The organism is Kitasatospora sp. NPDC059462, assembly GCF_042749955.1.
In the GTDB taxonomy this organism is placed as follows: domain Bacteria; phylum Actinomycetota; class Actinomycetes; order Streptomycetales; family Streptomycetaceae; genus Kitasatospora.
Genome location: NZ_JBHYUU010000053.1, coordinates 17385 through 30108, shown reverse-complemented (window position 1 = coordinate 30108; position 12724 = coordinate 17385). Strand labels below are relative to the sequence as shown.

Below are 12724 nucleotides of genomic sequence, written 5' to 3'. Positions count from 1 at the left end.
GCTGGGCGTCCAGGTCGGCGAGCCTGGCGAGCATCGCCTCCCGGTGGGCGGCGTACTCGGCGCCGCCCGGGTCGAGGCGGGTGGACAGAACGGTCACAGCAGGGCCTCCGGGATGTCGAGGTGGCGCGAGCGCAGCCACTCCCCCAGCGCCTTCGCCTGCGGGTCGAAGCGGTGGTGGGCGGCGACGCCCTCGCCGAGCAGGCCGGTGATGGTGAAGTTGAGCGCGCGGAGGTTCGGCAGGACGTGCCGGGTGATCGTCAGCTCCGCCAGTTCCGGCAGGAGTTCGCGCAGCAGCGCGGTGGTGAGGGTCCGGGTGAGCCAGCGCCGGCCGGGCTCGTCGCGGGCCCAGACGCCGAGGTTGGCGTCGCCGCCCTTGTCGCCGCTGCGGGCGCCGGCCACCAGGCCGAGCGGGGCGCGGCGGGTGGGGCCGCCGGGGACGGGGGCCTCGTCGAAGGGCTCCGGAACCGGTGCGGCGGCGGGGGCGGTGACGGGCGCCGGCGGGACGGGCACGCGACGGCCGTCCGGCAGCACGGCGGTGTGTCCGACCACCGCCGCGTCCAGGTGCACGGCCTCGAACACCCCGTACGGCGTGCCCGGCCCGGGCGGCGCGGTGAGGTGGAAGCCCGGGTACCCGCAGAGCCCCAGCTCCACGGCGGCCCGGCCGAGTTCCCGCCCGACCCGGGCGGGGTCGCGGTCCCGGGCGGTGAGCCGCAGCAGCGCGGAGGCGGTCTCCTCGGTGGCGGCGTCGGGGTGGTCGGTGCGGACCAGGGTCCAGCGCAGTTCGGCCGGCCGGTGCCCGGGGGCGAGCCCGTCCTCGAACTGCCGCTCGGCCAGCGCCGCCTTCGCCTCGATGTCGAGCCCCGTGAGCACGAACACCACGTCGTTGCGGTGGCCGCCGAGCCGGTTCAGCCCGGCCTTGAGGGTGGCCGGCGGCGGCTCGCCGCGCACCCCGTCGATCCGCACCCGGTCCGGCCCCTCCTCGGTGAGCCGGACGGTGTCCAGGCGGGCCGTCACGTCCGGCCCGAGGTAGCGCGGGCCGCCGGTCTCGTAGAGGAGCTGGGCGGTGACGGTGCCGACGGTGACGGCGCCGCCGGTGCCCGGGTGCTTGGTGATGACGCTGGAGCCGTCCGCGCGCAGCTCGGCGAGCGGGAAGCCCGGCCGGGTGACGTCGTGCTCGCGGAAGAAGGCGTAGTTCCCGCCGGTCGCCTGCGCCCCGCACTCCAGCACGTGGCCCGCCACCACGGCGCCCGCGAGCGCGTCGAGGTCCCCCGCGCCCCAGCCGAACCGGGCGATCGCGGGCCCCGCGACCAGCGCCGCGTCGGTCACCCGCCCGGTCACCACCACGTCCGCCCCGGCCCGCAGGCACTCCGCGACCCCGAACGCCCCCAGGTAGGCGTGGGCGGCCAGCAGCCCCTCGGGCAGTCCGAGTTCCGCCCGGCGCGGCAGCAGGTCGTCACCCTCGACGTGCCCGACCGCGACGTCCAGCCCCTGGCTCCTCGCCAGGTCCCGCACCGCGTCCGCGAGCCGCGCCGGGTTGAGGCCGCCCGCGTTGGCCACGATCCGCACGCCGCGCTCCAGCGCCAGGCCGAGGCACTCCTCCAGCTGCCGCAGGAAGGTCCTGGCGTATCCGAGCGAGGGGTCCTTCAGCCGGTCCCGCGCCAGGATGAGCATGGTCAGCTCGGCCAGGTAGTCCCCGGTGAGCACGTCCAGCGGCCCGCCGGTGAGCATCTCGCGCATCGCCGAGAACCGGTCCCCGTAGAACCCCGAGGCGTTCCCGACCCGCAGCACCGGCCCACCGCCCGCCGCCTCCGCCCGCACGTGCACGCCCGCCCCCCGAGGTGGCCCAACGTTCGCCGACGGTGAGCAGGTTGACACCCTGCGAGAGAAAAAGCAATCACGCCTGCTTGTTTCTCCGGGACGCCCCACCCCGGCGCCGCCGAGGCCGGCTGTGGTCGGGCCCGGTCGGCGGCGGCGGTCCGGAAGACCCCACGCGGGCGGGCCGGACCAGGTCCGGGGTGCCCGGGTCGCCGAACCACGCCGGGGCCGCGGAGGCCGGGCCGTCCGGCCGAGGCGGCCCGGCGCAGGTCGGGAAGGGCGTCGCGGGGTGCGGCCGCGGTCCGGCTCCTGACGCCCTCGGGCGCTCTCGGGCGCGCCCGGCCGGGCGAGCGGGAACGCGTCACCACCTTGGCCGGTCACCTACTGGTCGGGGCCCGGGTGACTGGTCATCATCACTGGTGACAGGAGACCACCCACGTCACGAAGGAGGACCGGGATGCGCCCGATGTTCAGGAGGCCCGGGCTCGCGGCCGGGATCATCGCGGTCGCGGCCGCGGCGACGCTGGGCGGCGTGGCCGCGCCGAGCGCGCAGGCGGCGGGCAACTGCACCCACTACGGGCAGGCCGGGTACGCGCAGGTGTTCACCGACAACAACTACTCGGGCGACTGCTGGGAGTTCCAGCTCGGGACGTGGACGGTGTTCCCCGTCCTGGTCAACCACAAGGTCTCCTCGCTCAGGAGCTGGGCGGCCCACTCCGGGCAGGGCGTGCACCTGTCGGGCGACGGCCTGACGTTCGACGCGGGCGCGGGCGAGTGGTGGCCGAGCCTGCCCGGGTGGTTCAACGACCGGGCCAACGCCGGCTACTGACGGGCCCGGGCGGCGGCGCGGCGGCCCGGGCAGCGGCCTGGCCGCCGCCGCGCCGGGATCACGCTCGTGCGGCGAGCGGCCGGTCCGCGACGAGGGCCTCCCACCGGGCACGGGTGGGACCGTCGTGCCCGGGGGCGAAGCCCGGGCGGGCGGCCAGCCAGGCGGTCAGACGGCGCTCGACCTCCTCGGTGCCGTAGGCCTCGTCGGGGGTGCGGACGAGGTGGCGGACCTGGGCGCGGGCCCGCATGACGACCGGGTCGTCGAAGGCGCAGTCGGCCAGGGCGGCGGCGCGGCGGTCCGGGGGCGGCGGGTTCTCGGTGAGGCGCTGCTCGTTGGCGCGGTCGGCGGCGACCTGCGCGTCGAACCACGGCCGCAGGGCCCGCACCGTCCAGCGGTGGTAGCCGGCCGGGTCCGCCGCCGTGGCATCGGCGTGGGCGGCGAGGTACTGGGCGGCGCGCAGGGCGAGGGCCGCGCCGTGGCCCAGGGTGGGGTTGGTGTGGACGAGGCTGTCCCCGGCGTTGACCAGGCCGGTGACGACGGGTCCGGCGCCGTCGGCGAGGGAGGTCCAGCGGTTGTCCAGGCCGGCCATCGCCAGCACGGCCGACTGCGGCTCGGGGGCCAGGTCGAGCCAGGCGGCGGTGGCGGGGAAGCAGCGGGCGGCGGCCTCGAACACGGCGGGGTCGGTGAGCGCGCCGCGGGTGGGGTCGGTCGTGGAGAGCACCAGGTTCACCGCGAAGGTGTCGTTGTCGGACGGGAAGACGCCCGCCAGCGCGAACGGCGCGGAGGACCCGTTCCTCACCCGTCCGGGATCGCGGGGGCCGTCGGGCCGCAGGCGGTACCAGCGGCAGAGGTAGGCGATCCCGGCGCGGTGGCTGTCGACCACGGGCGGGCGGCAGCCGGCCCGGACCAGCCAGCCGGGCACGGGCGAGCGCCGGCCGGACGCGTCGACCACGAGGTCCGCGACGTGCGTGCGCCCTCCCACCCGGACACCGGTGACCCGGGCGGGGCGGTCCGGCGCGAAGGCGAGGGCCTGCACCCGGCTGCCGCGCCGCACCTCGACGGTGCGCTCGCGCCGCACCGCCGCCGTCAGGGCGGCCTCCAGCACGATCCGGCGGGCGCGCAGGGTCACCAGGTCCTCGTCGCCGGCCCGGTGCGGCGGGTGCGCGCCGAACCAGTCGAAGTCGTGGTACTCCCGGGCACCGCGGGCCAGCAGGTCCGCGTGGACGTCGGGGGCCTCGGCGTGCAGCACGGTGCGCACCGGGGCGAGGAAGGAGTGGGGCTGGACGGCCTGCGGGACGCGCGGCCGGTCCCAGTGGAAGAAGTCCCGGTGCGGGTCGTCCCCGGCCTCCCGGGGGTCCTGCTCGAACACCGTGACCGCATGGCCCCGCCGTCCGAGCATGAGCGCCGTCCCCAGCCCGCCGATGCCCGCACCCATCACCGCAACCCGCGCCACAAGCTCCCCTTCGCGTCGTGTTGCAGGATGATCTTACCGGGCGGCGGGCCGTCGCCGTGCCCGCCGGTTCCGTGAGGTGCGTGACGGGCGGCGGGGCGGGCGGGCAGGATGGGGCGCATGTGCGGTCGCTTCGTCTCCACCACCACCCCGTCCGATCTGGCCGACCTGCTGCGCGCCACCGTGTGGCCGGTCGCGGAGACGTTGGCGCCGTCCTGGAACGTGGCCCCGACGGACCCGGTGGCGAGCGTGCTGGAGCGGGTCGACCGGGAGACCGGTGAGCTCACCCGGCAGGTGCGGTCGCTGCGGTGGGGGCTGGTGCCGTCCTGGTCCAGGGACCCGGGCTCCGGGGCGCGGATGATCAACGCCCGGGTGGAGACCGCGCACGAGAAGCCCGCGTTCCGCAAGGCGTTCAAGGAACGGCGGTGCGTGGTACCGGCGGACGGGTACTTCGAGTGGCGGCCGGTCCCGGCCGCCGACGGACGCAAGGCCTACAAGCAGCCGTACTACCTGCACCGGCCCGACGGCGGACTGCTGCTGATGGCCGGGCTGTACGAGTTCTGGCGCGACCGCGCGGTGGAGCACGACGACGACCCGGCCGCGTGGCTGGTCACCTGCACCGTGCTGACCACCGCGGCGACGGACGCCGCCGGGCGGGTCCACGACCGGATGCCGGTCACCCTCGCCCCCGACGCCCTGGACGCCTGGCTGGACCCCGCCACCACCGACCCCGGCGAGGTGCGCGGCCTGCTGCACGCCCCGGCCGGCGAGTTGCTGGTCCGGCCGGTGGCCACCGCCGTCAACAGCGTCCGCAACGACGGCCCGCACCTGCTGGACCCCGTCGAGGACCCGCTGCCGGAGATCACCGGGGGCCACTACACCTGAGCCGGCGCGGATCGCCCCCTCCTCGTCGAACTCCGGTGGACGGACTCGCCGTCGGTGCCGTGCGCTAGGTTCGGGGCATGCAGCTCACCGCACACCTGCGCGACTCCGTGCGGCTTCCGGGTGGCGCCGCACTGGTCAGCGGCTTCGCCCTGGAGCGCCGCGGGGACGGCTCGCGCCGCGCACTGCTCCGGCACGGGCACGAGCTGGCGGTCCACGAGCTGGACGAGCTCCTGGCCGGGGAGCTCGCGCCCGCCGCCGTCTTCCCGCTGCCCCGGCCGGGCGAGCCGTACGGCGGGCCGTCGGTCGGCCCCGACGGCGAGTTCGCGGTGTTCGCCGGCCCGCGCGCCGTCCTGGCCGTGGCACGGGACGGGACGACGCTGTGGGAGTACCCGCACGGGTGCTGGGGGTGCGGGGAGGGCCGTGCGCACTCCGACGCCGAACAGCGGGCGTGCGACGGACCGGCACACGGCTCGTGCCGGGTCTCCGACGACGGCCGCCTCGTCTGGGCGCACGTCGCGTCCGGATCGGCCGGGCAGCACCGCCAGGAGCACTGGGTGGTCCTGGACGCCCGGGACGGCGGGGAGTTGGCCCGGCTGCCGCTGGAGCACGCGGACACGGCCGGCTCGCGCCAGCTCTCCCACCCGGACGGCGTGCACATCGGCCTCGGCATCGGCCTGGGGCAGGACGGCGTCCTGCTCCACTGGGCGCGCCGGGACGGCGCCGAGCTCAGCAGCTGGGGCGTCAACCGGGGCCTGGACCGCATCCTCGCCGACGTCCATCCCGGCCACCCGGGCTTCCTGACGGTCGAGCACGGCGGTGCGGACCTCCGGCTGCACGCGCTGGACGGCACCGTCCTCGCCCAGCGGGAGCCCCAGCAGGGCGAGGACGAGGACCCGCCCTGCTGGGACCACGACTGCGGCTTCGTCGACGCCGACACCGTCCTCGCCTCGACGCTCGACTCCGACGGCGATCCGGAGCTCGGACGGCACTGGCTGCTGGACGCCCGCACCCTGGAGGTCCGCGGCACCGTCCGCTATCCCGCCGGCCCCGTCGACAGCTACGCGCGCCCGCTCGGGGACGGCACCTGGCTGACCTACGACGACGCCCGCGGGACGCTCGACCGCTGGAGCGTGGCCGGGAGGTGAGCACGATCGGCGAACGGGCACGGCCGGGGTGCGGACACGGCCGGCCGCCGGCGTGTGCCGCCCGGCCGGGTCAGGCCAGCGGGAGGACCATCTCCAGCTCGCGGGCGGCCGGGTCGAGCGCGTACGGCTTCTCGCCGCCGGTGAAGGCGAAGCCGCGACGCCGGTAGTAGGCGATGGCCCGGGCGTTGCCCTCGTGCACGGTGAGCACCACGCGCTGCGCCCCGGCCTCGTCGCGGGCCCAGGCGAGGACGGCGTCCAGCAGCGCGTCCGTCACCCCGCGCCCCCGCCCGCGGTGCTCCGGGGCGACCCAGACGCCGAGCAGCAGCGCCGTCCCGGGGGCGGGCGTGAAGCCGACCATCGTCCCCACCCACTCCCCCGGCGTCCCGGTCACCGCGACCAGGCCGACGCTGCCGGGGTCGTTCACCCGGCGCGCCCGGTCCTTCCACTCCGCGTCGTCGTGGGCGAGGGCCATCTCGTGCGTCTCCAGGAACGCGTCGGGGGCGTCGAGCAGTTGAGCGAGGCGCACCTCACGAAGGCGCTCCCAGTCCTCCAGGCCGATCCGTTCGATCCGGTACGTCATCACCGTATCTCCCTGTAGTGGACACATCACTGCAACGACTCACCAACATAGGTCACGCCTCTCGGGCTCCGGCAGGGTACAAAAGGGGCGGGCACGCACCACCTGCGCGCCCCGCCCGCACGCCCCCGTGACCCAAGGAGCCCGACCGTGCCGACCGCCCCCGCCACCGCAGCCGCCGAAGCCGCCGGACCGTCGATCGCACGGTTCGGGCTGGGCACCGCGGCCGTCGGCCGGCCCGGGTACATCACCCTCGGCCGCGACCTCGACCTGCCCGTCGAGCGCACCGCCGACGCCCTGCGCGAGCGCACCCACGCCCTGCTCGACGCCGCCTTCGCGGCCGGCGTGCGCTACTTCGACACCGCCCGCTCCTACGGGCGCGCGGAGGAGTTCCTCGGCGCCTGGCTCGCCGCCCGGCCGCGCGAGGCGCGGGAGGTGACGGTCGGCAGCAAGTGGGGCTACACCTACACCGCCGGCTGGCGGGCCTCCGGCGTACCGGTGCACGAGGTCAAGGAGCACTCGACGGAGGTGTTCGACCGCCAGCTGGAGGAGACCCGGGAACTGCTCGGCGGGCTGCCGGACCTCTACCTGGTGCACTCGGTCACGCCGGACAGCCCCGCGCTCACCGACCCCGCGCTGCACGCCCGGCTCGCCGCGCTGGCCGCCGGGGGCGTCCGGGTGGGCCTGTCCACCAGCGGCCCCGAGCAGGCCACGGCGGTGCGGGCGGCCCTGGGGGTGACGGTCGGCGGGCGGCCGCTGTTCACCGCCGTGCAGTCCACCTGGAACCTGCTGGAGCCCTCCGCGGGACCCGCCCTCGCCGAGGCCCACGAGGCCGGGTGGCTGGTGGTGGTCAAGGAGGGCATGGCCAACGGCCGGCTCGCCGGCCGCAACGCCACCGGCCCGGACACCGCCGCGCTGCGGGCACTCGCGGCGCGCACCGGCGCGACCTGCGACGCCCTCGCGCTGGCCGCCGTCGCCGCCCAGCCCTGGGCGGACGTGGTGCTCTCCGGCGCGGCCACCACCGCCCAGCTGGCCTCCAACCTGGAGGCCGTCGGGCTCGCGGTGGACGACGGCGCGCTGGCCGGACTCGCCGCGCTCGCCGAGCCGGCCGGGGCGTACTGGCGCACCCGCTCCGGCCTGCCCTGGGCCTGATCGCCCGGACGGGGCGGGGCCGGACGGGGGCGGGGCCGGAGGGGACCGCCCGCCCCGTGACCGGCCGGCGTCAGCGCGGCGGGCGGCGGACCGTCAGCATGTCCTGGGTGTGGCCGATGGCGTAGCCGCCGTCCGGCCGGGCGAAGTGGCGCTCCACGTAGGCGGCCAGCTCGGCGCGCTCGGGCAGCGGGTCCACGGTGGTCAGGTCGGCCACGTTGATCATGAACTCGGCGACGTCCACCGCCTCGTCCAGCCGGTCGGTCCGGTAGTGCAGGTCGAGGGCTTCGAGCGCGCAGGTGCACTCCGGGGCCGCCCGGTCCGGGCCCGGGGCGGCCAGCTGCCCGGCCAGCGGCCGCAGGTCGTAGCGCACGCCCGTGAAGTGCGCGGCCATCCGCATGCACGGGCTCTCCGGGTTCTGCAGCACCACCAGCAGCGTCCCGCCGGGCGCCACCCGGTCCAGCACCCGGCGCACGGTGCGCAGCCAGTCGGCCGGCGGCACGTAGTACAGCACGTGCGAGAGGTGGACCAGGTCCGCCGGGCCGGGCGGCTCGGCCGCGTCCACCGGTTCGGGCAGGACGAGCGCCCCGGGGCAGGCCAGGCGAAGCCTCTCGCGCATCGCCGCACTGGGCTCGACGGCCACCGTCCGCTCGAAGTACCGCGCCAGGTAGGCGGTGGTCCGTCCCTCGCCCGCGCCCACGTCCAGCAGCATCCGGCGCTGGTCCAGCCCGGCGACCACCTCACCGAGCCGGGCGTGGGTGAGCGGCTTCTCGTCGGTGCCGGCGAGGAACAGCTCGAACGCCCGGCGGTAGTCCGCGCCCGAGACGTCCAGCACCCGGACCGGGCCTGCTCCGGCCGCCCTCGTCCCCGTCTCCGTCCCCATCCGACGACCTCCTCCTCGACGGCGCGCTCCGCCGGGCCAGTGCACCCCGGCGCGGCGCGGCGCGGGTGCAGGCACGTTCCTGCCCGCGTGTCGCCCGCCCCGCACCGCACCGCGCCCCGTGCCCCCGTGCCCCGGCCGCCCGCGGCGCCGCCGACCCTCGCTGGACCTCCGGCGTCCGACGGCCGTGCACGTCGCGGCCATGTCCACGATCGCCGCGCCCGGCACGCTCGGGGCAGCCGGCGCCACCGCGCCGGGCGCGTCGCACCGCCCCTCCGCACCACCCCGCCGGAAGGAAGACCACCGCCCGTGTCCCGTACCGCCCGTCCCCGCCACTACCTGATGTGCCGTCCGGACCACTTCACGGTCGACTACTCGATCAATCCGTGGATGGAGCCGGAGAAGCCGACCGACGCCGCCCGCGCCCTCGCCCAGTGGGAGCAGCTGTACGCGCTGTTCCGGGAGCTCGACCACACCGTCGAGCTGATCGAGCCGGTCCCGGGGCTGCCCGACATGGTGTTCGCGGCCAACGGCGCCACCGTCGTCGACGGCACCGCCCTGGTGGCCCGGTTCCGGCACCGCGAGCGCGCCGACGAGGCCGCGGCGTACCGGGAGTGGTTCGGCGCCCGCGGCTACCGGTCGGTGGTGCAGGCCGAGTACACCAACGAGGGCGAGGGCGACTACCTGCTCGTCGGCGGGCGGATCCTGGCCGGCACGGGCTTTCGCACCGACCGCCGGGCGCACGCCGAGACCCAGCGGGTGCTCGGCCGCCCGGTGGTGACCCTGGAGCTGGTCGACCCGCGCTACTACCACCTGGACACCGCGCTCGCGGTGCTCGGCGACGACGAGATCATGTACCACCCGGCCGCGTTCTCGCCGGAGAGCCGGGCCACCCTCGCCGCGCTGTACCCGGACGCCGTGCTCGCCTCCGCCGAGGACGCCGCCGTCTTCGGCCTCAACGCCGTCTCGGACGGCCTGCGGGTGGTCCTGCCGGAGGCGGCGACCGGGCTGGCGGCGCAGCTGCGCACGCGCGGCTTCGAGCCGGTCGGGATCGACGTCACCGAGCTGCTCAAGGCGGGCGGCAGCGTGAAGTGCTGCACCCTGGAACTGCGCGGCGCACCCGCCTGACCTGCCGTTCCGCCGGAGCGCGGGGAAAACCGGATGCGCTCCCCCGGCCGGCCGGTGCTACGCTCGCCCGGCCGGCCGCGGGACTCCGGTGCGACTTCCGGATGGTGCCTCTACCGCAATGATTCGCAGTTCGTGCCCCCATTCCCCGGCCGGCCCCGGGACATGACGCGCGCGGAGGGGACGGGCCGGTGGAGACGTACGGGGACCTGGTCGCCGCCGAGGACGTGCTGCTGTTCGTCAACGCCGCGATCACCGGCACCGGCCAGCGCGAGTTCCACACCGGGGCGGCCGAGCAGCAGCTCTCGCTGGACTTCCTGCACACCTACATGTGCGTCAACCACCGCGGCCCGTACGCCGCCGCGCTCGCGCTCGACATCAACGACCACAACGCCGCGCTGATCGTCCGCCGGCTGCTGGAGACCTCCCGCGACGCCACCGAGGAGCAGCGCCGCACCGAGGGCCGGCTGATCGCCCGCCGGCTGGAGCTGCTGCCGCCGCAGCGGGTCTACCGGCTGATCGGCGAGCTGCGCCGCGCCAAGGTCAACAACCGCCGCACCCGCGCCATCCTGCGCGACTGGCTGGCCGCGCGCCCCGACCAGACCCTGGACGCCGTGAAGTACCGCGCCGGGCTGAAGCGGGCGCTGCGCCACACCCATCTGCGGCCGGCCGAGGCGGAGACCGGCGACTTCCTGTACGCCCCCGGCCGGCGCGCGAAGTACCGGGCGCCGCTGCTGGACGCCTGGCGGCGCGCCCACCACCAGCAGGCCGCCGTCTTCGAACTCCCCTACACCGTCGCGGAGTCCTTCGCCCGGCGGCACGGCATCCCGCGGGCCGCCTTCCTGGAGCGCATCGCTCCCCGGCTGACCGCCCTGGAGCGGCTGCGCCTCCAGGAGTCGGCCCGGGCCCACGGGGCCGGCGCCGTCGCCGCGGACCTCTCCCGGATGCCGCTCACCCGGCTCGCCTCGTACGTGCTGGGCCTGCCGCCCACCGACCGGATCGCCCGCCGCGCGGAGCTGACCGAGGCCCTGCGCGGCTCGGCGCGCCGGGCCGCGCGGGCGGCCGGGGCCGCCGAGGGCGGCTGGGGCCGGGTCACCGCCGTGCTGGACGACAGCTGGTCGGCGTACGGCTCGGGCGTCAAGCGCCGCCGCCCGCTGGCCGCCGCGCTCGCCTGCCACTACCTGCTGGAGGCGCTGGCCGGCGAGTACACCGCGCTGTGGACCTCCGGGCGCACCGACGCGCTGCTCGCCCGCCCGTCCGGCCCCACCCCGCTCGGCCGCCGGATCCTGGACGCGCTCGACACCGCGCCGCAGCGGCTGCTGATCGTCTCCGACGGCTGGGACAACGCCCCGCCGGGCCTGGCCGCCGAGGTGCTGCGGGTGTGGCGCACCCGGCTGGACCCGGAGCGGCGGACCAGCGTGGTGCACCTCAACCCGGTCTACGACGCGGAGGGCTTCGACGTCCGCCGGCTCGCCCCGACGGTGCCCACGGCCGGGCTGCGCGACGCCGAGGACCTGCCCGCGCTGGTCGAGTTCGCCCGTTTCGCGGAGGGCCGCACCGACCTCGCCGAGCTGACCGCCCATCTGGCGGCCCGCACCGCCCGCTTCCTGTCCGCCGCTGCGGAGGTGACCGTCCGGTGAGCGCCGTCCTGCCCGGCTTCCGCCTCGAACTCGGCGGGCTGGACACCCGGCCCGCCCAGGTGTGGGGCGGCGTGCGGCTGGTCCCGCTGGTCCGCCCCGAGCCGATCGCCGACCTGCGGCTGCACCGGGAGCTGTACGAGGAGGAGTACACCGGAGTCCCGGTGGGCCGCCGGACCTCGTACCACTCCTACATCCCGCACGGCTTCGTCGCCGACTGGACCCGCGACGGCACCCCGGCGGCCGCGTACGGCACCCGGCTCGACGCGCCCGCGGGGAGCGCCTGCGCCGCCGGCGTGCCGCCCGAGCGCATCCGGGTCCGGGCGCCGCGCCGGCTCGCCAAGCGCGAGAGCCGCACCCGGCTGCGCTTCCTGCCGCTGCACCTCGCGCTGGAGGGCTACCTCGCGCTGCACTTCGGCGGCCCGTCCGTCGCCTGGGAGCAGTGGTCCGAGCGGGCCCTGCGGCACGGGCTCTCCCCGCGTGCCGAGGAGGCCTACGCCGGCGACCAGGTGCGCGGCCTCGCCGACGCGCTGCGGGTGTTCGAGCTCCACCCCGGCCAGTGCGGCCTGGTGGTGTACGTCGCCGACGCCCTGGCCGCCGCCTTCGTGGTGCCGCATCCCGACGACTACCGCGCCCTGCACCGCACCCTGCTGCTGGACCTCTACGGCGAGCTGATCCACCACTACGCCCTGCTGTCCGCGCCCGTCCCGGACTTCCGCGCCGACCTGCGCACGGCCGGCCCGATCGGCTCGACCGCCGACCTGCGCGCCGCCGTCGAGGGGCAGGAGCGCGCCTGGGCCGCCTTCCACGACCGCACCATGGCGGGCGACCTGCTGGACGCCTCCTACCGTGCCCGGGAGGTCCGCCGCCTCGGCCGCTTCACCCTCGCCCGTTTCCTCCCGGAGTTCAAGCCCCGCCGGGAGAACCACATCGGCGAGGCGATCACCGACGAGCACGGCCGGACCGCCTACCTCAAGACCTTCCGGCTCTCCGAGCCCCAGGTGCGGCGCGGCCATCTGCTGGACCGGCTCGCCGCGCACGACTGGCACCTGCCGTCGGCCGCCGCCGCCCTCGGACTCACCGAGGCCCAGCTCGGCGTGCGGCTGGAGGGCGCCGGCTTCGGTGCGCTGCTGCGCCGGGACGTCCTCGACGGCCACCGCCGCGCGGCGCGGGGGTAGCACCCGGCGCCGCGGCGGTGGGCCGCCGGTTCGCACCGGCCTTGCTGACGAATT

The 12724-nt window shown here is 76.7% G+C and carries 11 protein-coding genes; 7 read left to right on the top strand and 4 right to left on the bottom strand.

The annotated features are described in order from the left end of the window. Positions 1–93: 93 nt before the first annotated feature. Positions 94–1824, bottom strand: a complete 1731-nt coding sequence (locus ACFXAM_RS16345) for an acyclic terpene utilization AtuA family protein (protein ID WP_380291650.1) — start codon at positions 1822–1824, stop codon at positions 94–96. Between the two features lie 448 nt (positions 1825–2272). Between ACFXAM_RS16345 and ACFXAM_RS16340 the strand changes: the two genes are divergently transcribed. Further along, on the top strand, positions 2273–2644 hold the full coding sequence (locus ACFXAM_RS16340; protein ID WP_380291648.1) for a hypothetical protein: 372 nt from the start codon (positions 2273–2275) through the stop codon (positions 2642–2644). Positions 2645–2702: 58 nt separating this feature from the next. On the opposite strand, the gene ACFXAM_RS16335 is transcribed toward ACFXAM_RS16340, so the two are convergent. Further along, the gene (locus ACFXAM_RS16335; protein WP_380291646.1) at positions 2703–4097 is read right to left on the bottom strand and encodes an FAD-dependent oxidoreductase; all 1395 of its coding nucleotides are present in this window, start codon (positions 4095–4097) and stop codon (positions 2703–2705) included. A gap of 117 nt (positions 4098–4214) precedes the next feature. On the opposite strand from ACFXAM_RS16335, the gene ACFXAM_RS16330 reads away from it, so the two are divergent. Together ACFXAM_RS16330 and ACFXAM_RS16325 are read left to right on the top strand one after the other, a co-directional pair. Beyond that, positions 4215–4979, top strand: coding sequence for an SOS response-associated peptidase (locus ACFXAM_RS16330; protein WP_380291644.1), 765 nt, complete (start codon positions 4215–4217; stop codon positions 4977–4979). A gap of 77 nt (positions 4980–5056) precedes the next feature. Beyond that, positions 5057–6124, top strand: coding sequence for a hypothetical protein (locus ACFXAM_RS16325; protein WP_380291642.1), 1068 nt, complete (start codon positions 5057–5059; stop codon positions 6122–6124). Between the two features lie 70 nt (positions 6125–6194). On the opposite strand, the gene ACFXAM_RS16320 is transcribed toward ACFXAM_RS16325, so the two are convergent. Then, positions 6195–6704, bottom strand: coding sequence for a GNAT family N-acetyltransferase (locus ACFXAM_RS16320; protein WP_380291640.1), 510 nt, complete (start codon positions 6702–6704; stop codon positions 6195–6197). A gap of 147 nt (positions 6705–6851) precedes the next feature. On the opposite strand from ACFXAM_RS16320, the gene ACFXAM_RS16315 reads away from it, so the two are divergent. After that, the gene (locus tag ACFXAM_RS16315; RefSeq protein ID WP_380291638.1) at positions 6852–7853 is read left to right on the top strand and encodes an aldo/keto reductase; all 1002 of its coding nucleotides are present in this window, start codon (positions 6852–6854) and stop codon (positions 7851–7853) included. 70 nt (positions 7854–7923) lie between these two features. Here the strand turns inward: ACFXAM_RS16315 and ACFXAM_RS16310 are convergent, their stop codons facing one another. Then, entirely contained in the window at positions 7924–8733 is an 810-nt protein-coding gene (locus tag ACFXAM_RS16310) for a class I SAM-dependent methyltransferase (protein WP_380291636.1), read from the bottom strand. Positions 8734–9039: 306 nt separating this feature from the next. On the opposite strand from ACFXAM_RS16310, the gene ddaH reads away from it, so the two are divergent. The 3 genes from ddaH to ACFXAM_RS16295 all read left to right on the top strand — a co-directional run bounded on the left by ddaH (position 9040) and on the right by ACFXAM_RS16295 (position 12670). Further along, positions 9040–9858, top strand: coding sequence for a dimethylargininase (ddaH, locus tag ACFXAM_RS16305; protein WP_380291634.1), 819 nt, complete (start codon positions 9040–9042; stop codon positions 9856–9858). A gap of 188 nt (positions 9859–10046) precedes the next feature. Beyond that, on the top strand, positions 10047–11495 hold the full coding sequence (locus ACFXAM_RS16300) for a hypothetical protein (RefSeq protein WP_380291632.1): 1449 nt from the start codon (positions 10047–10049) through the stop codon (positions 11493–11495). Further along, a complete protein-coding gene (locus tag ACFXAM_RS16295) occupies positions 11492–12670 on the top strand; it encodes a hypothetical protein (protein WP_380291630.1) in 1179 nt (392 codons plus the stop codon). Before ACFXAM_RS16300 ends, ACFXAM_RS16295 begins: the two co-directional genes overlap by 4 nt. The last annotated feature ends 54 nt before the right edge of the window (positions 12671–12724 follow it).

Excerpts from the sequence above, each read along its gene's own strand:
- ACFXAM_RS16340 (WP_380291648.1), top strand. The coding sequence starts at position 2,273 with ATGCGCCCGATGTTCAGGAGGCCCGGGCTCGCGGCCGGGATCATCGCG.
- ACFXAM_RS16330 (WP_380291644.1), top strand. The coding sequence starts at position 4,215 with ATGTGCGGTCGCTTCGTCTCCACCACCACCCCGTCCGATCTGGCCGAC.
- ACFXAM_RS16325 (WP_380291642.1), top strand. The coding sequence starts at position 5,057 with ATGCAGCTCACCGCACACCTGCGCGACTCCGTGCGGCTTCCGGGTGGC.
- ACFXAM_RS16320 (WP_380291640.1), bottom strand. The coding sequence starts at position 6,704 with ATGACGTACCGGATCGAACGGATCGGCCTGGAGGACTGGGAGCGCCTT.
- ACFXAM_RS16310 (WP_380291636.1), bottom strand. The coding sequence starts at position 8,733 with ATGGGGACGGAGACGGGGACGAGGGCGGCCGGAGCAGGCCCGGTCCGG.